Genomic DNA, 22923 nt, shown 5'->3' with positions numbered 1-22923 from the left:
CTCTCTATTCAGCCAGCCAGCGGGCGACATCTTTGGCAAAATACGTAATGATCAAATCCGCGCCCGCCCGTTTCATCCCTGTCAACATTTCCATGACGACCGACTTCTCATCGATCCAGCCGTTTTGCGCCGCCGCTTTGACCATCGCATACTCGCCGCTCACGTTATAGGCGACAAGCGGAAGCGGAAAACGGTTTTTGACGTCGCGGATAATATCCATGTAGGCAAGCGCTGGCTTCACCATCAAGAAATCAGCGCCTTCTTTGACATCCGACTCCGCCTCGCGAAACGCCTCAAGGCGGTTGGCCGGATCCATTTGGTACGTCTTCCGGTCGCCAAACTGCGGCGCGCTGTCGGCGGCATCACGGAACGGGCCGTAAAACGCCGAAGCGTATTTGATTGCATACGACATGATCGGAACATACTCAAACCCTGCTTCATCAAGCCCACGGCGAATGGCGGCGACAAAGCCGTCCATCATGTTCGACGGCGCGATGATGTCGGCGCCGGCTTGCGCTTGGCTCACCGCCGTTTTGGTGAGGAGCTCGAGCGACGGGTCGTTCAGCACGCGCTCGTTTTCGACGACGCCGCAATGGCCGTGGCTCGTATATTCACATAAACACGTATCCGCAATGACGACTAGACCTTTGTGTTCAGCTTTGATTTGGCGGATCGCCCGCTGAACAATCCCTGTTTCGCAATACGCCTGCGAACCGACTTCATCTTTTTCATTTGGCACGCCAAACACCATGACGGCGGGAATGCCAAGCTTGGCGATGTCGTCCACTTCCTCAGATAAACGGTCAAGCGATAAATGGTAAACCCCTGGCATCGACGGCACTTCCCGCTTAATGCCGCTTCCCTCGACCACAAACAGCGGATAAATGAGATCCTCGACGCGAAGATGCGTCTCACGCACCATCGCCCGAATCGCAGCCGTTTGCCGCAAACGGCGATGGCGGTCAAATGACAGTGCCATTCATCGTCCCTCCATGGAAAAATATTGTTCCATCGCTTTGATTATACCATCCGTCGTGTAATCAGCTGGACAAATATGTACGGTGATTCCTTCCCGCTCCGCCGCCTTTTTTGTCACCGGCCCGATGCAGGCGACAGCGACGCCGGAGAGAAGCGCGGACGCTTCCTCGCCAAGAAGGCGGGCAAGGCTATGAACCGCCGATGGGCTCATCAACGTAATCGCATCTAGTTTCCGTTCGCGCAGCAACGCCAACAATGGTTCTCGACCGCTTAGGTCTGGCACCGTTTGATAAACCGTAAACTCATCGACCGCTGCGCCTGCCTTCCTTAACGCCTCAGGCAGCGTCGGGCTTGCCAAATCACCTTTGACAAACAGCACCCGGTCGCCTTGTTTTACGCGCGGTGCAAGCATGGCGGCAAGCCGTTCAGCGGTGAAATCATCCGGTACGAGCGCCGGTGAAACACCGTACTCAACGAGCGCGGCCGCCGTCTTCCGCCCGACGACGGCGACATTCGGCAGCGGCCGCGGCAACGAAACGTGCGGAAAAAAGAAGCGGACCGCGTTCACGCTCGTCAACACGAGCCAGCGGTATTCCCCGAGCCGTCCGGCGAGCGCGGCGATGGCTTCCGGCGCAGCCGCCGGGCGGATGGCTATGAGCGGGATTTCGATCGGCACGGCGCCAACGGCGCGCAGCTTGGCGGAAAACGATGCCGCCTGCCTTTTGTCACGAGTGACAAGTACCGTCTTGCCGGCTAGGGCGCGATTGGCCATCAGTCGCCCAGCTCCTTTTTCACCCGCTCGATCAGCGCTTTTGCCCCTTGTTCGCTCAAGATGGCAGCCGCCTGTCGGCCGACCGCTTCCGGATCGGCGCCAGTGACGATTTCTTTATACATTTCTTTGCCATCCGGGGAGGCGACAAGCGCGGTAAGACGCACCGTCCCCTCCTTCACTTCCGCGTAGCCGGCAATCGGCACTTGACAGCCTCCTTCCATTTGCTGCAAAAAGGCGCGCTCCGCCCGAACAGCCCGCTCGGTTTGCTCGTCGTTTAACCGGCTGAGCCATTGGCGCAATTCGTCATCATCCTCCCGGCATTCGACCGCCAGCGCCCCTTGGCCGACCGCCGGAACACAGACATCAAAAGGAAGATAGTCGCTGATGACGTCATCGCCCCAACCCATGCGCGCAAGACCCGCCGCCGCCAGCACGATCGCATCGTACTCTTCGCTTTCGAGCTTCGCCAACCTTGTGTCAATATTGCCGCGAATCCATTTGATCGTCAAATCCGGGCGATAGGCAAGCAGCTGCGCTGAACGGCGCAAGCTGCTCGTGCCAATGACCGACCCAGGCGGCAAGTCGGAGAGCATCCGGTTTCCTTTGCTGACAAGCACATCGCGTGCATCTTCGCGGCGCGGAACCGCACCGATCACTAAACCTTCGGGCAGCACAGCCGGCATATCTTTCATGCTATGGACCGCCATATCGATGCCGCCGGCGAGCAATTCATGCTCAATCTCTTTCACAAACAACCCTTTGCCCCCGACTTTCGAGAGCGTAACATCAAGCACCCGATCTCCTTTCGTGACGATTTCTTTCACTTCAAACGTAAACGGCGCCCCAAGCTGTTTCAATTCGTTGATCACCCACTTCGTCTGGGTCAAGGCAAGCTTGCTGCGCCGCGAGCCAACGACAATGTTCCGCATCTCGTTTCACCTCGATTACGAATACCAAAAATGAAATTTTGACAAACTGCCAAACAAGAAAAAGTTGACAAGCAAAAATAAAAACGAACCGATATTCCATAGCGCGATCGCCTTCCCTTGCATCTGCCGGACGGCTCGCTTGTAAAAATAGACGCCATAGACGAGAAGAACGACAAACGACCCGAGCACTTTCGCATCATACCAATGGAAATGGTCGATTTGAATGTACGCCCAAATCACGCCAAGAATGAGCCCTAATAACAACATAGGCAAGCCGAGCGCATTTAAAACATACGACAAAAAATCAAGCCGCGACAAATCCGCCATGCGCCAAAGGCGCGCCCCCCACTTTTTCTTTTTCAGCAAACTGTACTGCAACATGTAAAGCACCGAAAACAGAAACGACAGCGTAAACGCCGCATACGCTCCGAGCGAAAGGGTGATGTGGATGGCCAGCAGCTCCGAGACGAGCCGCTCCGCAACAGCCGGCGACTGCGAAGACGGTGCAAACGTATGAATGGCCAAAATAAAAAAAGCAAGCACGTTCGTAAAAAAGACGATGAAATCGACGCGCAGCAGCCGATTGATGACGAGCGACAGCGTAATGAGCAGCCAAGCGTAAAAATAAAGCCCTTCCGACATCGTTAAAATCGGAAAGCGCTTCGTCTCCATGATGCGAGAAACAAACGTCACTGTCTGCAAAAGCCACACAATAGAAAGCAACCAGAAGGCGATGTCGTTCGCCTTCCGGTTTTGTTGCAAAAAATCGATGAAATAGAATAGGATCGAAGCGATGTAAAGCAAAATGGACAACTCATACAACAGCGCCACCATCCATCCCACCTTACAGCTGCCATGATGGGCGGGCGGCACGGACCGCTTCCGCGTCTTGTTCATCGCATTGCACGGATTTCGCCTGCTCTATATGCCGCTCGGCTTTCACCGCATCTTCGATATTGAAAATTTTCATAAACAGCAAAAGCGCCTCCTCGGCATTCGGGCCGGCGGCGAGTTCCTTCGCCTGCAAAATCGGATCGCGGAGCAGCTGGTTAATAATGCTTTTCGTATGCTTATTCAACACTTTCCAGTCGCGCTCCGACAAATGCGGCAGTTTCCGCTCCAAACTTTTCATCGTTTCTGCTTGAATGGCCAGCGCCTTTTCGCGCAATGCGGCAATGACTGGCACGACGCCGAGCGTCTGCAGCCATTGGCTGAACGCCATAAGTTCCGCTTCGATCATCGTTTCAATGCGAGCCGCTGCCTTTTGCCGTTCCGCCAAGTTGGCCGCCACCACATCTTGCAAATCGTCAATGTCGTACAAAAACACCGTTTCCAAATCAGCCAACGCCGGATCCAAATCGCGCGGCACCGCGATGTCAACCATAAAGAGCGGGCGGCCTTTGCGCATTTTCTCAAGCGGCGCCACCATTTCCTTCGTCAAAATATAGCCTTTGGCTCCCGTCGAGCTGATGACGATATCCGCTTCCAGCAAAGCGCATGACAATTCGCCGAGCGGCTTCGCTTCGCCGGCAAACTGCTTAGCAAGCTGTTTCGCTTTTTCAAGCGTCCGATTGACAACCGTCACCTTCCCGACGCCGCTGCCGTACAAGTTTTGCGCCGCCAGCGTCCCCATTTTGCCGGCCCCGATAATCAAGACGTGCTTGCCGGCAAGGCGGCCGAAAATTTTCTTCGCCAGCTCAACCGCCGCATAGCTGACCGATACAGCGTGCGCGCCGATGCCCGTTTCCGAGTGGGCGCGCTTCGCAAAGGTCACCGCCTGCTTGAACAGATGATTGAAAATCGTGCCGCTCGTCCCGACCTCTTGAGCGAGCAAATAGCTGTCTTTCACTTGCCCTAAAATTTGCGTTTCCCCAAGCACCATCGAATCAAGGCCGGCCGCCACGCGGAACAAATGCTTTATGGCCGCTTCTCCTTCAAGCACACGCAAATACGGAGCAATCGCTTCCACTTTGACGCCAAACCATTCGGCTAAAAATGCTTTCATATAGTAACGTCCGGTATGCAGTTGATCAACCACTGCATAAACTTCCGTCCGGTTGCACGTCGAGACGATCACATTTTCGAGCACGCTTTTTTGCTTGGCGAGTTGTTTCATCGCCGCACCGAGTTCCGCTTCCGCAAACGCGAGCTTTTCGCGGATTTCTACAGGGGCGGTTTTATAGTCGACGCCAACGACTACGATTTGCACGATGCCATCCCCCTTATTGACCGAATCCCTTCCATCATTATATCACAACCGTCCATCGTTCCGGTTTGAAAAAATTGTGAACATGCCTCCAAAGCTATGCTAAACTGTAGACAGTGATCATTCTATCATAAACATGTCCAAAAGGGAAACGGAGGACGCGACGATCATGAAAACCCGAACGGTATTCGCCGGCATCTTGTTCATCGGCCTCGGGCTGTATTTTCTCGCCGGACAGCTGGAATCCCCCCTTTTCCATTTCTTCCAAGGGTGGCCGGCCTTGCTTGCCATTTGCGGCGCGGCTTTGCTTGGCCAGGCGCATTCAGCGCGTGAATATGCTTACCTTTTCCCCGGCTTTCTTTTACTCGGATTTGGCGTTGAGTTGCTCCTTGCGAGTGCATTTTCGGCCTGGCCCCGCGGCGTGAACATGTTTTTTTTCCTCATCGCGCTCGCTTTTTTCGCCAGCAGCCGCAAACAAAAAGGCGGGGCCGGCTTTGGCGTGCTTTTCTTGCTTCTCGCTGTCGTGCTGACGTTTTCCGGGCGCGGCCAGCCGTTCTTTCACCTCGTCCAAGCCGGACTTTCCTCTGTCTGGAAGTTTTGGCCGCTCGGACTCATCGCCATCGGCGTCTATATATTATGGACTAGGCGAAAATAGCCTTGGAAGTGAAAACACCAGCGGAATCGCTGGTGTTTTCGTCATGAGGCCACAAACGGCAAAAGCGCCGCCCATGCTTCGTCTTTCCCTTGTCCGGTCTCGGCGGAAAACAAAATGAGCGGGTCGCCGTCAGCCATCCGCAGCGTCTCGCGCGCGATTTTCGCGTGTTTTTGATGCTTGCCGCGCGGCACTTTATCCGCTTTCGTCGCGATGACGATCACCGGGATCTCGTAATGTTTCAAAAACTCGTACATCATCACATCGTCTTTCGTCGGCGGATGGCGCAAATCAACGAGCAGGACCGCCGCCTTAAGCGCCTCGCGCGTCGTAAAGTACGTCTCCATCATGTTCCCCCATTTTTGCCGCTCCTGCTTCGACACGCGGGCGAAACCATAACCTGGCACGTCCACAAAGTAAAACGAGTCGTTAATCAAATAAAAATTCAACGTTTGCGTTTTACCTGGCTTTGAGGAGGTGCGCGCCAAGTTTTTCCGGTTGATCATTTTGTTGATGAATGATGATTTGCCGACGTTCGAACGGCCGGCGAGCGCCACCTCCGGCCGTCCACCGTCCGGATATTGTTCCGGCTTGACGGCACTGGTCACAAGCTCTGCTTTCTTCACGTTCATCGCTTCCACCCCACCAGCGCGTGCGGCAGCACCTCATCGAGATGAGAGACGAGCACAAAGCGCAAGTCGCGCTTCACCGTTTCCGGAATGTCAGCCAAATCTTTTTCATTGTCTTTCGGCAAAATGACGGTTTTCAATCCGGCACGATGGGCGCTTAACGTTTTCTCTTTCAGCCCCCCGATCGCAAGAACGCGGCCGCGCAGCGTAATTTCCCCGGTCATGCCGACAAAGCGGCTCACCGGCTTGCCCGTCAAAGCGGAAATGAGTGCGGTCGCAATCGTAATGCCGGCCGATGGCCCATCTTTCGGCACCGCTCCTTCCGGAACGTGAATATGGATGTCGTACGTTTCGTGAAATTTCGGGTCGATGCCGAGCTCCTCGGCGCGCGACCGCACGTAGCTGAACGCCGCTTGCGCTGATTCTTTCATGACATCGCCGAGCTTGCCGGTCAAAACGAGTTTGCCGTTTCCTTTCGCGAGCGACACTTCGATGGCGAGCGTATCGCCGCCAAACGCCGTATACGCCAGCCCGGTCGCCACGCCGACTTGGTCTTCAGCCTCCGCTCGGCCGTAGCGGTATTTTCGCTTCCCTAAAAATTCCTCAAGATTGTTTTCTGTGATCACAACCCGCTTTTTCTCGCCGGAAACGATGAGGCGGGCCGCTTTTCGGCAGATAGCGGCGAGCTGCCGCTCAAGCTCCCGCACCCCGGCTTCGCGCGTATAATGGCGGATGATATCGAGCATCGCGTCATCGCGAATTTGCAACGCCGCCTTTTTCAGCCCGTGCTCGGTGATTTGTTTCGGCAGCAAATGCCGCTTGGCGATATGCAGCTTCTCCACTTCTGTGTAGCCTGGTATGTGGATCACTTCCATCCGGTCCAAGAGCGGCTGCGGAATCGCCGCCAAATGGTTGGCCGTGGCGATAAACATGACTTTCGATAGATCGTACGGCTCTTCAATGTAATGGTCGCTGAACGTATGATTTTGCTCCGGGTCAAGCACCTCCAGCATGGCCGCCGATGGATCGCCACGGAAATCGCTCGACATTTTGTCGATTTCATCAAGCAAGAAGACGGGGTTGATCGTGCCTGCTTTTTTCATCCCCTGGATAATGCGTCCCGGCATGGCGCCGACATACGTGCGGCGATGGCCGCGAATTTCCGATTCGTCGCGGACGCCGCCGAGCGAAACGCGGACGAAGCGGCGGCCGAGCGCTTTGGCGATCGAGCGGGCGAGCGACGTTTTGCCGACCCCCGGCGGTCCGGCGAGGCAAAGAATCGGACCTTTTAACGATTTCGTCAGCTGCTTGACAGATAAAAATTCAAGCACCCGTTCTTTCACTTTATCGAGCCCGTAATGCTCCTCGTTTAAAATCGCTTCCGCCCGCTTAATGTCGTGGATGTCTTCTGTTTCTTTCGACCACGGCAAGGCGATGAGCCAATCGAGGTAGTTGCGAATGACTGCGCTTTCCGCTGAGGTCGCCGGAATTTTTTCATAGCGGTCAAGCTCCTTCAATGCCGTTTGTTTCACATGCTCCGGCATGCCGGCCGCCTCGATTTTTTCTTTCAGCTCCTCGACTTCGCCCGTTTTTCCTTCTTTTTCGCCAAGCTCTTTTTGAATCGCCTTCATTTGCTCGCGCAAATAATACTCTTTTTGCGTCCGCTCCATCGACTGCTTGACGCGGGCGCTGATCTTTTTCTCAAGCTGGAGCACTTCTTTTTCGTTGTGCAAAATTTGGATGATTTTATTGAGGCGCTCTTTCACGTCGATCGTTTCTAAAATGCGCTGTTTTTCCTCAAGCTTAAGCGGCAAGTGCGAGGCGATGATGTCCGCCATTCGCCCCGGCTCATCGATGTCGACGATCGAGGCGTAAATGTCGACCGACAGCCGCTTGGACAAGTTTATGTACTGCTCGAAATATTCAAGCATCGTCCGCTTGAGCGCCTCATCTTCTAAATCTTTCGCCGCCCGATCAGCAAACTTTTCGACTTTGACGAGAAAGTACGGCTCCTCGCTGATCACTTCCGTAATGAGCGCCCGAGCGACGCCTTCGACAAGCACGCGGAACGTGCCGTTCGGGAGTTTTAGAAGTTGCTTGACGCGCGCGATCGTTCCCATTTTATATAAGTCATCCATGTCCGGTTCGTCGATGGCAACGTCTTTTTGCGACGTCAGCAAAATCATATGATCCTCAACCATGGCTTGTTCGAGCGCTTTGACCGATTTCTCGCGCCCGACATCCAAATGGAGCACCATCGTCGGAAACACGAGCAGCCCACGCAGCGGCAAAAGCGGAACGACCGTCTCCTTTTTCTTTCCGTTCACGCCGAACACCTCCATCTCTCGCTTCTATTCGTTTATTGTATAGTACGGTAGCCGGGTTTGTAAAATTTGACGAACGAAAAAGCGCGCGGCGCTCCGTCTGCAGGCAAAGAAAAACCGACTTCAGCGACGATCCGCTTGCGCCGAAGCCGTACATAAAAGAGAGGCCGGGCGAACCGCCCGACTCGGTTGCGAGCGGATCGCCCGCTTTCGTTGCCAATCGTTCGCCTTGCCGCCGTTTCCTTTGGCTAGACGAGCTTTTTCTCCGAGCGGTCCATAGCCGCTGGCAGCAGCGCGGGGCCGCGGCGGAGCGCCTCTTCGCCGAACACATGGACGAGCACTTCCTCGAGGCGGCGGACGGCGATGATTTGAATGCCGCTGACTTCGCCTAGCAACGATTGCATATTCTCAATCGGGATGATGACTTTTTTCGCCCCGGCTTGTTTGGCCGCTTTGATTTTGGCGAACACGCCGCCGACCGGTTTCACGCAGCCACGGATGCTGATTTCTCCGGTCATCGCGACCGTATGATCGACTGGCAGCTGGTAAATGGCGGAATAAATGCCGACGGCAATCGCCACCCCGGCTGAAGGGCCGTCAACCGGCACCCCGCCCGGAAAGTTGACATGAATGTCGTAGCGGTCCGCTGGCACGCCCATCGCCCGCAACACCGTAATGACGTTTTCCGCCGAGCCGCGCGCCATGCTTTTGCGCCGCACCGATTTTTCTGCACTGCCGATGCTTTCCTCCTCGACAATGCCGGTGACATTGATCAATCCTTTTCCTTTCGCCGGCAAAGCGGTCACCTCAATTTCGAGCAACGCACCGGTGTTTGGTCCATACACAGCCAGACCGTTGACGACGCCGACCGCCGGAGCGGAAGCGATTTTCTTCTCATAGCGCGGAGTCATTTGGCTCGATTGAATGACCCATTCAATATCTTTGTCCAAAATGTTTTCTCGGTTTTCCGTGATGGCCAGGCCAGCGGCAATTTGCATCATGTTGACCGCCTCCCGCCCGTTGCGCGCATAGGCGGCAAGGAGGCGAATGCCGCTTTCTGACACGTTCAAGCGGATTTTTTCCGCCGCCTTTTTCGCGATGAGGGCGATTTCATCTTGGTCCAACTCACGGAAAAATACTTCCAGGCAGCGAGAGCGAATGGCCGGAGGAATTTCGTTCGGCGTGCGCGTCGTCGCCCCGACAAGACGGAAATCAGCCGGCAGTCCATTTTGGAAAATATCGTGAATATGGCTTGGGATTTGCGGATTTTCTTTGCTGTAATAGGCGCTTTCAAAAAATACTTTCCGGTCCTCAAGCACTTTCAACAACTTGTTCATTTGGATCGGATGAAGCTCGCCGATTTCGTCGATGAATAAAACGCCCCCGTGGGCGTTCGTCACCGCCCCTTGCTTCGGCTGGGGAATGCCGGCTTGCCCCATCGCCCCGGCCCCCTGGTAAATCGGGTCGTGCACCGAGCCGATGAGGGGGTCGGCGATGCCGCGCTCGTCAAAGCGCGCCGTCGTCGCGTCAAGCTCCACGAACACCGCATTTTTCTTAAACGGGGAGAGCGGATTTTTTTTCGCTTCCTCAAGCACGAGCCGAGCAGCTGCCGTCTTGCCGACGCCGGGCGGCCCGTAAATGATGACATGTTGCGGGTTGGGGCCGCATAAAGCGGCTTTTAACGCCTTGATGCCGTCTTCCTGACCGACGATGTCGTCAAAACTTTTCGGCCGCACTTTTTCCGCCAGCGGCTCGGTGAGCGAAATCGAACGCAGCTTGCGGAGCTGTTCCATCTCTTTGCGCGACTCTTTATCAATCGAAACTTTTTGCACACGTTGCCCTCTTAGCAAATTCCAAAAATAAAGGCCGATGATGACCCCGAAAAACAGCTGGATGACCAGTACGATGTTCGTCCAATCCATGCCCCGATATCCTCCTGCCTTTAGATGGTATGTAGTATGATAGTATCTCCGCGAACTGGCGGGAATAAACAAAAAAAGCGCCGACCGGCGCCCAGGGCATGGGCGGCAAAAAAAGAAACCGCCGAAAAAAGGCGGTTTTCCCCTCAGGCAGATGTTTTCCGTTCCAGCTCGATGACGGTGCCATCATGACGGATCAGCGTCGGCGGCTTTGTGCCGCGCACCGTGTCGAGCGTGATGATGCACTTTTGCACATCTTCGCGCGACGGCAGCTCAAACATCACATCGAGCATAATGCCTTCGATGATCGAGCGAAGGCCGCGCGCGCCCGTTTTCCGCTCAATCGCTTTTTTCGCGATTTCACGGAGCGCCGCTTCTTCAAACTCGAGCTCAACGCCGTCAAGCTCAAGCATTTTTTGGTATTGCTTGACAATGGCATTTTTCGGTTTCGTCAAAATGTCGATCAACGCCTGTTCGTCGAGCGGCTCGAGCGTCGTAATGACCGGCAGACGGCCGATGAACTCCGGAATCAGTCCGAATTTGAGCAAGTCTTCCGGCAGCACTTTCGACAACAAGTTTTTCTCGTCGACATCCGTCTGGTTCATTTCCGCGCCAAACCCGATCACTTTTTTGCCAAGGCGGCGCTTGATGATCGGCTCAATGCCGTCAAACGCCCCGCCGCAAATGAACAAAATGTTCGTCGTATCGATTTGAATGAATTCTTGATGCGGATGTTTGCGGCCGCCCTGCGGCGGAACGCTGGCAATGGTGCCTTCTAAAATTTTCAACAGCGCCTGTTGCACCCCTTCGCCGGATACGTCGCGAGTGATGGAAGGGTTTTCCGATTTGCGGGCGATTTTGTCAATTTCATCGATGTAAATAATGCCTTTTTCCGCCCGTTCGACGTCATAATCCGCCGCTTGGATGAGCTTTAACAAAATGTTTTCGACGTCTTCGCCAACATAGCCGGCCTCTGTAAGCGAGGTGGCATCGGCGATGGCAAACGGCACGTTCAAAATGCGCGCCAATGTTTGCGCCAGCAGCGTTTTCCCGCTCCCGGTCGGCCCGATCATTAAAATGTTGCTTTTCGACAGCTCGACATCATCGATTTTGCTGCCGGAATTGATCCGTTTATAATGATTGTAAACAGCAACGGCGAGCGATTTTTTCGCCTCATCTTGACCGATGACGTACTCATCTAGAATTTCCCGAATTTCCAACGGTTTCGGCACGTCTTTAAATTCAAATTCCTCTTCATTGCCGAGCTCCTCTTCAACAATTTCCGTGCATAGCTCAATGCACTCGTCGCAAATGTAAACCCCCGGACCGGCAACGAGCTTTCGCACTTGATCCTGTGTTTTGCCGCAGAACGAGCATTTCAACTGCCCTTTTTCATCATTGAATTTAAACATATCATTCACCCCTTGCCAACGAAATCGCGCCTGCTTATGTATCCATTTCCGCCATCTCTTATGTCGTAAAAACGTATGTATTCGCTATTTTACCATAAATGTTCCTGAAAAAGCGAATGAAAAAACTGTTATCTGTTTAGAAAAGTTTGAAAATTGCCGCTCAGGCGCCATTGTTGTGGATAAAGAACAAGGCACGAACGTCTCGCGCCTTGTTCTTTCCTTAAGATATATTATGCCGCAACCTTGCTGTGCTCTACAAGAAAATCGACTGTTTTCCGCCATTTCAAATCTTCTTTGACGCCATCTAAGCTGCCGAGCAGCTCTTTCAGCTTGTCCACGCTCAGCTTGTAGGCTTCCGCCATTTTTTCGAGCTCTTTGTTTACTTCCTCGTCGGTTACTTCAATGTTTTCGGCCTTCGCGATCGCTTCAAGCGTCAACGCCGCGCGCACCCGTTTTTCGGCATCTTCTTTCATTTGCTCGCGCAACGACGCTTCATCTTGGCCGGAGAATTGGTAATACAACTGCAAGTTCAGACCTTGCATTTGCAGGCGTTGGTCAAATTCGCGAAGCATCCGGTCGGTTTCGTTTTTGATCATAACCTCCGGAATATCCATTTCGGCGTTGGCTGCCGCTTTTTCGACAACCGCATTGCGCAAGGCAGTCTCCGCCTCGTTCTTTTTCGCCTCTTCCAAACGGGCGCGAATTTTCGCCTTCAGTTCGTCAAGCGTTTCGACTTCTTCATCGACGTCTTTGGCAAACTCATCGTCAAGCGCCGGCAGCTGTTTCGCTTTCACTTCATGCACTTGCACTTTAAACGTCGCCGGTTTGCCGGCCAATTGCTTCGCGTGGTATTCATCCGGGAATGTGACTTGGATTTCTTTTTCCTCGCCGGCTTTCATGCCGACAAGCTGTTCTTCAAATCCCGGAATGAACGTTCCAGAGCCGATTTCAAGCGAATAGTTCTCCGCCTTGCCGCCTTCAAACGGCTCGCCGTCGACAAACCCTTGGAAATCGATGACGACCGTATCGCCGTTTTCCACCGTCCCGTCTTCTTTCACGACAAGTTCGGCGTAATTTTCTTGCAAACGTTTCAATTCGTTTTCGACATCTTCGTCCGTCACGGTTGTATCCATTTTTTCCACTTCAAGCCCTTTGTATTGACCGAGCTTGACTTCCGGCTTTACGGTCACTTTCGCTTTGAAAATTAAGCTTTTGCCTTTTTCCATTTGCTCAATGTCAATCTCCGGCATTGACACCGGTTCGATGCCTGCCTCTTCGACGGCTTTGGCATACGCCTCTGGCAGCAAAATGTCGAGCGCATCTTGATAGAGCGCTTCGACGCCGAAGCGTTTTTCAAACAGAACGCGCGGCACTTTCCCCTTGCGGAAGCCCGGAAGCGTGATGTTTTTCACCACTTTTTTAAACGCGGCGTCCAAGCCTTTGTTCACTTTCTCGGCGTCGACCTCAACGGTCAATACGCCTTCGTTCCCTTCAAGCTTTTCCCATTTGACTGACATCCTTGTTCCCTCCACCTGAAATCATTGCTCGGACCATAGCGCACTCCGCTTGTCCAGATCTTTTTATGATGCCCAATTATGTAGACAAGTATGCGAAAACAGATACATAGCACAGCCATTATATTATAACATACAACAGCCATGTTTCAACAGAGAACGAGCCATTAGAGGGAGGAAAGTTCCTCTATTTCGTATAGCTTTTGGCAAAGCGTTGCCATCTCCGCCGCCTCCACACCGTAGCGGTCGGCCAAGGCGGTCGCGTCAGCATCCAAGCCTAAAAACCGGCTCGCCATCCAATGGAGAGCAGCAAGCCAGGCCGCTGCATCCGCCGGCTCTGGCGGAAACGGGTACAACACATATGCATAGCGAAGCCAAATGTCCGCCGCCGTTTCATACAAACTCGGGCTTTCCGCCGCGAGCTGCTGTTCAAGCCGACCCAGCAACGATGAAGCAAATTCCGTTTCCGTCTGTTCGTCCAACGCTGACGGGACGACCTCCATGCAACGGCCAAATTTCTCAACCGTCACCGTTTCGTTGACTCGCTTCCCTGTCAACAGGCGAAGGAGCATCGTTTTCGCCATCGGGCTTTTTTCCGGTGCGCGTAAATATTGCTTGAGCAACGGCAGCACCGGCTCGATGTCTTCTTTTTCCAGTTGTTTAATCAGTTGCAGCTGCTCAGCAATGTCCCCGGACTCAAGCAGCCGTCTCACCCGCTTCCACTCCGCGGGCGGAAGCGTGCGGGCATTCATTTTTTCACTAAACCGGAGCAGCTGGTGAAGCTGTTCGCGCAGCGAAACGGATAACGACGGACGACGCAAGGCGTGGCGGATCACGGTTTCGGCCTTGCTGTATCGATTCGTTTGCAACAATATGGCAATATACATTTGCAACAGTTCACCGTTGCCCGGTTGCTCGTCAAGCAAACCGGCAAGACGCCGCTCCGCCTCATCATATTCCCCAAGCTCATAGCAACAGACAGCCAGCCCAAGCCGAACCGGAAAGCTGTGGTCGCCAAGCTGTTCGGCGGCGCGCAAAAAGCGGAGCGCTTCTTTATACCGCTTCGCCTCGAGCGCAGCAAACGCCTCTTCCATCAGCCGTTCTTTCGTTTGCGGAAACATGATGATTTTTCCTTTTTTCCCGGCCATCTTCGCCCGCTCCTATATGTGTTTACCACAAGTGTAACAAGTTTTCTTAGCCGAAACAAGCCAACCCTTTTTGGCGCTTGCTGCCGCCGTCCATTTTCTTCATCCTCCTATATGCAAAACAAAGAGGCTGTTCCTGCCAAAATAACGGCGGAACAGCCGATTTTTGCCGCCGCGCTGCACCGCAAAAAACAGACGCTTACGGCCGCAGGCTATGCTGTTGTTCATACGCTTGAATATACGGTTCATAGACAAACGTTAAATCAATTTCATCCCATCCCTTTAACAGCAACTGTTTTCGATACGGGTCAATGTCAAACGGACGCGAAAATCCTTCATCGTCAAATACCCGCTGTTCTTCAAGCGAAACCGTCAGTTCATAGTCTGCGCGCTCGCTTTGGCGCAGCAAGTAGCGGACATCCTCTTTATCCAGCCGGATCGGCAACAGCCCGTTTTTTAAGCAGTTGTTGTAAAAAATATCGGCAAACGATGGGGCAATGATGACGCGGAATCCGTAATCTTGCAGCGCCCACGGCGCATGTTCGCGCGATGAGCCGCAGCCGAAGTTTTCATCGGCGACTAAAATCGTCGCCCCTTCGTTTTCCGGGCGGTTGAGCTCAAACTCCGGATTTGGCGTGCCGTCGCTCAAATACCGCCAATCGTAAAAGAGAAACTGGCCAAAGCCGGTGCGTTCAATCCGTTTCAAAAACTGCTTTGGAATGATTTGATCGGTATCAATATTCGCACGATCGATGCCGGCGGTTTTTCCGCGATGGATCGTAAACGGCTTCATCGTCCTTTCCCCCTTCCGTTATGGATGTCACTGATGGCAAAGGAGCTCGGCTTCCTAGGATGCCGCGCCGCCTCTTTTGCCATCACGATCGTCAATTTAACAGACCGGCTCGGCTTCAAGCTGGCGCACATCGACAAAATGTCCGTAAATCGCAGCCGCCGCGGCCATCACCGGGCTGACGAGATGCGTGCGCGCCCCTTTTCCTTGCCGCCCTTCAAAGTTGCGATTCGACGTTGACGCACAGTGCTCGCCTTCCGGAATGATGTCCGGGTTCATGCCCAAACAGGCGCTGCAGCCGGAGTCGCGCCATTCAAAACCGGCGTCGATGAAAATTTGCGCCAACCCTTCCGCTTCGGCTTGTTTTTTCACTTGCTGCGATCCAGGCACGACGAGCGCCCGCACACCCGGAGCCACTTTTTTCCCTTTCACGATGCTCGCCGCCGCGCGCAAATCGCTGAGGCGTGAGTTGGTGCACGAACCGATGAAGACGTGCTGCACCGGAATATCCGTAATCGGCGTGCCCGGCTTGAGCCCCATGTACTCAAGCGCCCGGCGCACCGCGTTTTGCTCTGTTTTGCTTTCAAATTGCTCGGGATGCGGCACGACGCCATCGACGGAAGTGCTCATCGCGGGGTTCGTCCCCCACGTCACCATCGGAGCGATCGTCGACGCATCGATTTCAATCGTTTTATCGTATTCCGCCCCCTCATCGCTTGCAAGCGCCCGCCACCGTTCCACCGCCTTGTCAAACTCCTCGCCTTTTGGCGCATATTTGCGGCCGCGCAAATAGGCAAACGTCGTTTCATCCGGGCTGATGAGGCCGGCTCTCGCCCCAGCTTCAATCGACATGTTGCAAATCGTCATTCGCTCTTCCATCGACATGCGTCGGATCGCTTCGCCTGTAAATTCGATAATATAACCGGTGCCGACGCCAACGCCATAGCGGCCGATAATGGCCAAGATGACGTCTTTGGCGGTCACTCCTTTGCCGAGGCGGCCGTTGATGCAGATTTGCAGCGTTTTCGGCTTATGCTGCCAAAGCGTTTGTGTAGCCAATACATGCTCGACTTCGCTCGTGCCGATGCCAAACGCCAAGGCGCCAAACGCCCCGTGCGTCGATGTATGGCTGTCGCCGCAAACGATCGTTTTTCCCGGCTGGGTCAACCCGAGCTCTGGGCCGATGACGTGAACGATTCCTTGCTCTTCGCTGTGTAGGTCGGCGAGCGGAATGCCGAACTCGCGGCAGTTGCGCTCAAGCGCAGCGATTTGGTTGCGCGCCACTTCATCGGTAATCACAAATCGGTTAATGGTCGGCACGTTATGGTCCATCGTCGCAAAGGTCAAATCCGGCCGCCGCACCTTCCGCCCTTTTTGCCGCAATCCTTCAAACGCTTGCGGCGAGGTCACTTCATGCACTAAGTGCAAATCGATGTACAATAAATCCGGTTTGCCCTCCTCACGGTAGACGACGTGGTTTTCCCAAATTTTATCGATGATCGTTTTCGGCTTCATTGGCTTTCACCTCGCACGTCTTAGGCATAAACGGTCATAATTTGAGCAATGGCCGTATAATCCAGCACCGCCGCTTTGATTTCTTCGACCATTTCGTTCGTGGATACGATGCGGCCGCCGCTTGGCGCCAAGTCGGCGGTGCGCAAACCTAGGGCGAGCGCCTGCCACACCGCGTGCTCTACCGCCTCCGCTTCCGCGGTGAGCCCGAACGACAGGCGAAGCATCATCGCGGCCGACAAAATCGCCGCAATCGGATTGGCTTTGTTCATGCCGGCGATATCAGGCGCTGAACCGTGCACCGGCTCATACAAGCTCGGACCGGAAGCGGATAAGCTGGCTGACGGCAGCATCCCGAGCGAACCGGACAACATGGAGGCTTCATCGCTTAAAATGTCGCCAAACATGTTTTCTGTCACAATGACATCAAACTGCTTCGGCGCACGGATGAGCTGCATCGCGGCATTGTCAACAAGCATATGCTCAAGCGTGACGTCCGGAAACTGCTTCGCCACCTCTTCGGCCACTTCCCGCCATAGACGGCTTGACGAAAGGACGTTCGCCTTGTCGACCGAAGTCACTTTTTTCTTCCGCCCGCGTGCGAGTATAAACGCCATGCGGACGATCCGCTCAATTTCTTCCTTTTTATATAACAAGGTGTCCACTGCTTTTTCTTCGCCGTTTTCGACGACGCGGCCGCTCGGCTGGCCGAAGTAAATGCCGCCGGTCAGCTCGCGGACGATGACAAAATCGACGCCTTGCACGAGATCCGGTTTTAACGGCGAAGCGGAAACCAAACTGTCATAGCAAACAACCGGCCGCAAGTTGGCATATAAGTCGAGCTGCTTGCGAATGGCAAGCAATCCTTTTTCCGGGCGCAAATGCGGAGGGTTGTCATCCCACTTCGGACCGCCGACCGCCCCAAGCAGCACCGCATCGCTTTCTCGGCAAAGGCGGAGCGTTTCCTCGGGGAGCGGCGTCCCCGCCTCATCGATCGCCGCTCCACCGATCAATCCATATTCAAACGTAAACTCGTGGCCAAACCGGATGCCGACCGCTTTTAATACCTCGACCGCTCCGGACGTCACTTCTTTGCCGATGCCATCCCCTGGCAAGACGGCAATCCGATAGTTTCCCATTCTGAATCCCCCCGTTTTTATGGTGTTGCCACTTTCTCGTTTTCGCCGCGCATCGCTTCGATCATAAACACACGGTTGATGGCGTTGATGTACGCTTTCGCCGATGCTTCCAACACGTCTTGTGCAGTGCCGCGCCCGCTCGTCTCGATGTCATGGGCGCGCACTTTGACGAACACTTGGGCCAACGCATCGCGGCCGCCGCCGACCGATTCGATCCGGTAGTCAAGCAGCGTCACCGGCGTTTGGAAGCAACGTTCCAATGTATTGTACAGCGCCTCGACGCTGCCGGCGCCGGTCGCCGCTTCTTGGATTTCATTCCCCTTCCCGTCTTTCAGTACAACTACCGCTGTCGGAATTTGATTCGTCCCGTATTGCACTTGAATGGAAGACAATTGGTAAAAATCTTTAAAGTGGTCGAACTTCTCTTCGAAAATCAACGCGATTAAATCGTCGTCGGTAATGTCCTTCTTTTTGTCCGCCAATTCTTTAAAACGGACAAACAGCTGATTGATTTCTTCATCGGACAACGTGTAGCCGAGCTCCTCAACCCGGTTGCGAAGCGCATGGCGGCCGGAATGTTTGCCGAGCACCATCGAATTCGACGGCACGCCGACGAGCTCCGGCGAAATGATTTCGTATGTCGTTTTTTCTTTTAAGACGCCGTCTTGATGGATGCCCGATTCATGCGCAAACGCGTTTTTGCCGACGACCGCTTTGTTGGGTGGAACGACGACCCCGGTCAGCTTGCTGACAAGATTGCTTGTGCGCTTAATTTCCTGCAAATTGAGGCGCGTTTCCACTTGATAGTAGTCTTTGCGGATGTGAAGGGCGACAGCGATTTCCTCAAGCGCCGCATTGCCGGCCCGCTCGCCGATGCCGTTGATCGTGCACTCGACCTGCGTCGCTCCATGTTCAATGGCCGACAGCGAGTTCACCACCGCCATGCCCAAGTCATCATGACAATGAGCGGAGAGTGAAACCTTTTCAATATTCGGAACATTGTTTTGCAAATAGAGGAAAATTTCCCCGTATTCTTTCGGCGTAATATAGCCGACCGTATCCGGAATGTTGATCACCGAGGCGCCGGCTTTGATCACTTCGGCGACGATTTTCGCCAAAAACGGCAACTCGCTTCGGCACGCATCTTCCGCCGACCATTGGACGATCGGGAAAAAGCGCTTCGCGTATTTCACCGCCTCAACCGCCGCTTCAATCACTTGTTCCGGCGTCATCCGCAATTTATGCACCATATGGATCGGCGAGGTGGCGATGAATAGGTGGAGCCGCGGCTCCGCGCCGCCTTTTAACGCCTCCCACGCCGCATCAATGTCGCTTCGGACCGAGCGCGACAGCCCGGTGACCGAGCATGTTCTCACCGTTTCGGCAATTTGTTTGACCGCCTCAAAATCGCCTTTCGATGAGGCGGGGAAACCCGCCTCGATGATGTCAACCCGCAGCCGTTCAAGTTGACGGGCAATTTCCAACTTTTCTTGCAAATTCAAGTTCACACCAGCGGATTGTTCCCCATCACGCAATGTGGTATCAAAAAACTTAATTTTTCGCACCTGGCACCACCGCCTCGATTTGTTTTGCCTTCACAAACGGCATCATGCTTCGCAGTTCGCGTCCGACAATCTCAATCAAATGCTCATTCTCACGCCGGTTGATGGCGTTGAACTCCGGACGGTTCGCTTGGTTTTCCAAAATCCAGCTCTTCGCGAATTTGCCGGTTTGAATGTCATCGAGCACCTTTTTCATTTCCGCTTTCACAGCGTCGTTAATAATGCGCGGGCCGGTGATAAAGTCGCCCCATTGCGCCGTATCGGAAATCGAATAGCGCATCCACGACAAACCGCCTTCGTAAAGGAGATCGACGATGAGCTTCATCTCATGCAAACACTCAAAATAGGCGACTTCCGGCTGATACCCGGCTTCAACGAGCGTTTCAAACCCGGCTTTGATGAGCGCCGTCAGCCCACCGCACAGCACCGCTTGTTCACCGAACAAGTCGGTTTCCGTCTCTTCTTTGAACGTCGTCTCCAACACCCCAGCTCGAGCAGCGCCGATCGCTTTCGCGTAGGCGAGCGCCGTTTCTTTCGCGTGTCCGGTCACATCTTGGTAGACGGCGATGAGCGCCGGCACGCCCGCTCCTTCCGTATATGTGCGCCGCACGAGATGGCCTGGGCCTTTCGGCGCAACCAAGAAGACGTCAACATGATTCGGTGGGACAATTTGGCTGAAATGGATGTTAAAGCCGTGCGCAAACACAAGCGCATTGCCTGGCTCGAGTTCCGGCTCGATTTCCTCTTTGTACACGGCCGGCTGCTTCTCATCCGGCAGCAGCACCATGACGATATCAGCCTGCTTCGCCGCTTCGCGGACTGAATACACCTCAAATCCGTCTTGTTCTGCCTGCTCCCACGATTTTCCTTTTCGCAGTCCGACGATGACGCGAACGCCGCTGTCGCGCAAGTTTTGCGCATGGGCGTGGCCTTGCGAGCCGTAGCCGATGATCGCGACCGTTTTCCCTTGCAAATATTGTTCGTTTGCATCCCCGTTATAGTAGACTTTTGCCATGATTACCCTCTCCTTTGTTCTGTAGTTTGACAATCCCTACGCTTGGCCGCCCCTTGTTTGGCGGTTCCATGAAGCAATCAGCGCTGTTTTGTATGATAGCTGTTAAATAATGAACGCCGTTTTCTGATTCGTCGTCGCTTTTTGCGCCCCGCGGGTGAACGCGGTCGTTCCCGTGCGCGCCACTTCCTTAATGCCGTACGGGCGCAATAGTTCAATCAACGCCTCGACTTTCTCCGGCTCGCCGGTCACTTGAATGACGAGGCTGTCTTTGCTTACGTCGACGATCGAGGCGCGAAACGGCTCGATGAGCGTGTAAATTTCCTGGCGGACCGCCGGAGGAGCGGCAACTTTAATGAGCGCCAGCTCGCGGGCGACGATCGCTTGGTCGGTGATGTCATTCACCTTCAACACATCAATCTGCTTGTTCAGCTGCTTAATGATTTGCTCCGCCGTCCGTTCATCGTCAACGTTGACGACGAACGTCATCCGCGAAATGCCCTCGATTTCCGTATGCCCGACCGTAATGCTTTCGATATTGTAATGCCGCTTTGTAAACAACCCGGTAATGCGGTTTAAGACGCCGGGGCGGTTGTTGACTGTCATCGTGATGATTCTTCGCATGCTTTCACCCCCACCATTTCATGAAGCCCTTTGCCGGGCGCCACCATCGGATAGACGTTCTCGTCGGCGCGGACATGGAAATCAAGCAGCACCGGCCCATCCATCGCAAACGCTTGTTTTAACACTTCGGCCGCTTCCGCCTCCGTCTTCGCCCGCAGACCTGGCATCCCGTATGCTTCGGCAAGCTTGACGAAATCCGGCTGGTTCGGAATGAGCGAATGGGAGTACCGTTTGTCATAGAACAGCTCCTGCCATTGCCGCACCATGCCGAGCGCCTGGTTGTTGACGATGACGATTTTGATCGGCAGCCGTAGCTCCTGGATGACCGACAGTTCTTGGAACGTCATTTGGAAGCCGCCGTCGCCGACGATCGAAACGACCGTAGCGCTCCGGTCGGCGAGCTGGGCGCCGATCGCTGCCGGAAGCCCGAAGCCCATCGTGCCGAGCCCCCCGGACGTCACCCACCGGTGCGGCCGGTTGAACTTGTAATATTGCGCCGCCCACATTTGATGCTGGCCGACGTCCGTCGTCACGATCGCCTCGCCGTTTGTCATTTCATAGATCATCTCGATCAGTTTTTGCGGTTTGATCGTGCCGGCTTCCGGCTCATAATGGAGCGGGAAGCGCCGCTTCCATTCATCAAGCTGCGCGAGCCACGCCGCGGTGTCCGCCGGCTTGCCTTGCTGGGCGATCAGCTCTTGCAAGGCGGCTTTTGCATCGCTGACGATTGGAATTTTCGTCGGCACGTTTTTGCCGATTTCCGCCGGATCGATGTCGATATGGGCGACGGTCGCTTTCGGCGCGAAATATTTTAAATTGCCGGTGACCCGGTCATCGAAGCGGGCGCCGATGTTGATGAGCAAATCGCATTCACACAGCGCCATATTCGCCGTATACGTACCGTGCATGCCGGCCATGCCTAAAAACAGCGGATGGTCGGCCGGGAAACCGCCAAGGCCAAGGAGCGTATGAATGACCGGAATGTTTTGCTGTTCGGCGTATTGCCGCAATTCATTGGACGCATTGGCGTGCAAGATGCCAGCGCCGGCTAAAATGACCGGCCGCTTTGATTGGCTGACCGCCTCGACAAGCCGGCGGATTTGCCAATGGTTCGGCTGCGTCGTCGGCTGATAGCCAGGCAAATGAACGTCTTGATCGTAATCAAACTCCCCTTCGGCCGTCGTAATGTCTTTTGGAATATCGATCAACACCGGTCCGGGGCGCCCGGTCGTCGCAATGTGAAACGCCTCTTTAATGATTCTCGGCAGCTCGCTGATGTCGCGCACTTGGTAGTTGTGTTTCGTAATCGGCATCGTAATGCCGACAACGTCCGCCTCCTGAAACGCATCCGAGCCGATGACGCTCGTGGCCACTTGCCCGGTAAAGACGACGAGCGGCAGCGAATCCATCATCGCGTCGGTCAACCCGGTGACGATGTTGGTCGCTCCCGGGCCGGAGGTGGCGATGACGACCCCTGGTTTTCCAGAAATGCGCGCATATCCTTCCGCCGCATGGATGGCCCCTTGCTCATGCCGCGTCAGCACGTGGAACACGCCGGCTTTATACAACTCGTCATACAGCGGGAGCACCGCCCCCCCCGGATAGCCGAAGATGACTTCGACTTTTTCTTCCTTGAGCGCTTCAATGAGCATCAGCGACCCGCTCATTCTCGCCTTCGTCCTCGCTTTTTCTTGTTCCTCGACTTTCATTTTTGTCATCGTCGATCCTCCCTGTGATTTGTCATCCATATAAAAAACCTTTCCGCCCACGATGGCTGTCATTTCCAGCCAAAGGGGCGAAAAGG

At 54.4% G+C, this 22923-nt stretch carries 19 protein-coding genes and 1 other annotated feature (1 of these 20 cut by a window edge); of the genes, 1 reads left to right on the top strand and 18 read right to left on the bottom strand.

Annotated elements, in window-relative coordinates:
- Window positions 1–4: 4 nt before the first annotated feature.
- The 5 genes from hemB to hemA are packed head-to-tail and all read right to left on the bottom strand — an operon-like array spanning window position 5 to window position 4888.
- Complete coding sequence (gene hemB / locus ACVBDQ_RS08570) at window positions 5–979, bottom strand: porphobilinogen synthase (protein ID WP_020278140.1); 975 nt, start codon at window positions 977–979, stop codon at window positions 5–7.
- Window positions 980–1750 (bottom strand): uroporphyrinogen-III synthase, encoded by a 771-nt coding sequence (locus ACVBDQ_RS08565; RefSeq protein WP_011232120.1) that lies wholly within the window; start codon window positions 1748–1750, stop codon window positions 980–982.
- Window positions 1750–2679 carry a hydroxymethylbilane synthase gene (gene hemC, locus ACVBDQ_RS08560; protein ID WP_014196450.1) on the bottom strand — a complete coding sequence of 310 codons (930 nt, stop codon included), beginning with the start codon at window positions 2677–2679 and terminating at the stop codon, window positions 1750–1752. The genes ACVBDQ_RS08565 and hemC overlap by 1 nt, the downstream gene beginning before the upstream one ends.
- Before the next feature lie 15 nt (window positions 2680–2694).
- Window positions 2695–3513: a cytochrome c biogenesis protein gene (gene ccsA / locus ACVBDQ_RS08555; RefSeq protein ID WP_014196451.1), complete on the bottom strand. Its 819-nt coding sequence runs from the start codon at window positions 3511–3513 to the stop codon at window positions 2695–2697.
- A gap of 10 nt (window positions 3514–3523) precedes the next feature.
- A complete protein-coding gene (gene hemA, locus ACVBDQ_RS08550; protein ID WP_011232123.1) occupies window positions 3524–4888 on the bottom strand; it encodes a glutamyl-tRNA reductase in 1365 nt (454 codons plus the stop codon).
- 166 nt (window positions 4889–5054) lie between these two features.
- Between hemA and ACVBDQ_RS08545 the strand changes: the two genes are divergently transcribed.
- Window positions 5055–5540, top strand: a complete 486-nt coding sequence (locus ACVBDQ_RS08545; protein ID WP_011232124.1) for a LiaI-LiaF-like domain-containing protein — start codon at window positions 5055–5057, stop codon at window positions 5538–5540.
- Window positions 5541–5581: 41 nt separating this feature from the next.
- On the opposite strand, the gene yihA is transcribed toward ACVBDQ_RS08545, so the two are convergent.
- The 13 genes from yihA to ilvB all read right to left on the bottom strand — a co-directional run bounded on the left by yihA (window position 5582) and on the right by ilvB (window position 22837).
- Window positions 5582–6169, bottom strand: a complete 588-nt coding sequence (gene yihA, locus ACVBDQ_RS08540) for a ribosome biogenesis GTP-binding protein YihA/YsxC (RefSeq protein WP_011232125.1) — start codon at window positions 6167–6169, stop codon at window positions 5582–5584.
- Window positions 6166–8508: an endopeptidase La gene (lon, locus tag ACVBDQ_RS08535; protein ID WP_033007381.1), complete on the bottom strand. Its 2343-nt coding sequence runs from the start codon at window positions 8506–8508 to the stop codon at window positions 6166–6168. Before lon ends, yihA begins: the two co-directional genes overlap by 4 nt.
- Window positions 8509–8738: 230 nt before the next feature.
- Window positions 8739–10412 (bottom strand): ATP-dependent protease LonB, encoded by a 1674-nt coding sequence (lonB, locus tag ACVBDQ_RS08530; protein ID WP_011232127.1) that lies wholly within the window; start codon window positions 10410–10412, stop codon window positions 8739–8741.
- A 143-nt stretch (window positions 10413–10555) separates the two neighbouring features.
- Complete coding sequence (gene clpX, locus ACVBDQ_RS08525) at window positions 10556–11821, bottom strand: ATP-dependent protease ATP-binding subunit ClpX (RefSeq protein ID WP_011232128.1); 1266 nt, start codon at window positions 11819–11821, stop codon at window positions 10556–10558.
- A 230-nt stretch (window positions 11822–12051) separates the two neighbouring features.
- A complete protein-coding gene (gene tig / locus ACVBDQ_RS08520) occupies window positions 12052–13338 on the bottom strand; it encodes a trigger factor (protein WP_014196455.1) in 1287 nt (428 codons plus the stop codon).
- A gap of 164 nt (window positions 13339–13502) precedes the next feature.
- Window positions 13503–14483: a tetratricopeptide repeat protein gene (locus ACVBDQ_RS08515; RefSeq protein WP_014196456.1), complete on the bottom strand. Its 981-nt coding sequence runs from the start codon at window positions 14481–14483 to the stop codon at window positions 13503–13505.
- Between the two features lie 196 nt (window positions 14484–14679).
- Window positions 14680–15273 (bottom strand): 3-isopropylmalate dehydratase small subunit, encoded by a 594-nt coding sequence (gene leuD / locus ACVBDQ_RS08510; RefSeq protein WP_014196457.1) that lies wholly within the window; start codon window positions 15271–15273, stop codon window positions 14680–14682.
- Window positions 15274–15369: 96 nt separating this feature from the next.
- The gene (leuC, locus tag ACVBDQ_RS08505; protein WP_033845343.1) at window positions 15370–16785 is read right to left on the bottom strand and encodes a 3-isopropylmalate dehydratase large subunit; all 1416 of its coding nucleotides are present in this window, start codon (window positions 16783–16785) and stop codon (window positions 15370–15372) included.
- Window positions 16786–16805: 20 nt separating this feature from the next.
- A complete protein-coding gene (leuB, locus tag ACVBDQ_RS08500; protein ID WP_014196459.1) occupies window positions 16806–17921 on the bottom strand; it encodes a 3-isopropylmalate dehydrogenase in 1116 nt (371 codons plus the stop codon).
- Window positions 17922–17938: 17 nt separating this feature from the next.
- Window positions 17939–19486: a 2-isopropylmalate synthase gene (locus ACVBDQ_RS08495; RefSeq protein WP_014196460.1), complete on the bottom strand. Its 1548-nt coding sequence runs from the start codon at window positions 19484–19486 to the stop codon at window positions 17939–17941.
- The gene (gene ilvC / locus ACVBDQ_RS08490) at window positions 19473–20498 is read right to left on the bottom strand and encodes a ketol-acid reductoisomerase (RefSeq protein WP_014196461.1); all 1026 of its coding nucleotides are present in this window, start codon (window positions 20496–20498) and stop codon (window positions 19473–19475) included. Before ilvC ends, ACVBDQ_RS08495 begins: the two co-directional genes overlap by 14 nt.
- Window positions 20499–20600: 102 nt before the next feature.
- Window positions 20601–21119 (bottom strand): acetolactate synthase small subunit, encoded by a 519-nt coding sequence (gene ilvN, locus ACVBDQ_RS08485; protein ID WP_011232136.1) that lies wholly within the window; start codon window positions 21117–21119, stop codon window positions 20601–20603.
- Entirely contained in the window at window positions 21098–22837 is a 1740-nt protein-coding gene (gene ilvB, locus ACVBDQ_RS08480; RefSeq protein ID WP_033845346.1) for an acetolactate synthase large subunit, read from the bottom strand. The genes ilvN and ilvB overlap by 22 nt, the downstream gene beginning before the upstream one ends.
- A gap of 70 nt (window positions 22838–22907) precedes the next feature.
- Window positions 22908–22923 (bottom strand) — a binding site (T-box leader) (it continues 251 nt past the right edge of the window).

This window comes from Geobacillus sp. CCR (assembly GCF_052906625.1).
Note: the sequence above shows the minus strand (reverse complement) of the source record. Positions and strands in the feature narration are given on the sequence as shown.

Coding starts and splice junctions, on each gene's coding strand:
- hemC (WP_014196450.1), bottom strand. CDS start 2,679: ATGCGGAACATTGTCGTTGGCTCGCGGCGCAGCAAGCTTGCCTTGACC.
- ACVBDQ_RS08515 (WP_014196456.1), bottom strand. CDS start 14,483: ATGGCCGGGAAAAAAGGAAAAATCATCATGTTTCCGCAAACGAAAGAA.
- ilvC (WP_014196461.1), bottom strand. CDS start 20,498: ATGGCAAAAGTCTACTATAACGGGGATGCAAACGAACAATATTTGCAA.
- ACVBDQ_RS08545 (WP_011232124.1), top strand. CDS start 5,055: ATGAAAACCCGAACGGTATTCGCCGGCATCTTGTTCATCGGCCTCGGG.
- tig (WP_014196455.1), bottom strand. CDS start 13,338: ATGTCAGTCAAATGGGAAAAGCTTGAAGGGAACGAAGGCGTATTGACC.
- lonB (WP_011232127.1), bottom strand. CDS start 10,412: ATGGATTGGACGAACATCGTACTGGTCATCCAGCTGTTTTTCGGGGTC.
- ccsA (WP_014196451.1), bottom strand. CDS start 3,513: ATGGTGGCGCTGTTGTATGAGTTGTCCATTTTGCTTTACATCGCTTCG.
- leuC (WP_033845343.1), bottom strand. CDS start 16,785: ATGAAGCCGAAAACGATCATCGATAAAATTTGGGAAAACCACGTCGTC.
- ilvN (WP_011232136.1), bottom strand. CDS start 21,119: ATGCGAAGAATCATCACGATGACAGTCAACAACCGCCCCGGCGTCTTA.
- lon (WP_033007381.1), bottom strand. CDS start 8,508: ATGGAGGTGTTCGGCGTGAACGGAAAGAAAAAGGAGACGGTCGTTCCG.
- yihA (WP_011232125.1), bottom strand. CDS start 6,169: ATGAACGTGAAGAAAGCAGAGCTTGTGACCAGTGCCGTCAAGCCGGAA.
- ilvB (WP_033845346.1), bottom strand. CDS start 22,837: ATGACAAAAATGAAAGTCGAGGAACAAGAAAAAGCGAGGACGAAGGCG.
- ACVBDQ_RS08565 (WP_011232120.1), bottom strand. CDS start 1,750: ATGGCCAATCGCGCCCTAGCCGGCAAGACGGTACTTGTCACTCGTGAC.
- hemB (WP_020278140.1), bottom strand. CDS start 979: ATGGCACTGTCATTTGACCGCCATCGCCGTTTGCGGCAAACGGCTGCG.
- clpX (WP_011232128.1), bottom strand. CDS start 11,821: ATGTTTAAATTCAATGATGAAAAAGGGCAGTTGAAATGCTCGTTCTGC.
- leuD (WP_014196457.1), bottom strand. CDS start 15,273: ATGAAGCCGTTTACGATCCATCGCGGAAAAACCGCCGGCATCGATCGT.
- leuB (WP_014196459.1), bottom strand. CDS start 17,921: ATGGGAAACTATCGGATTGCCGTCTTGCCAGGGGATGGCATCGGCAAA.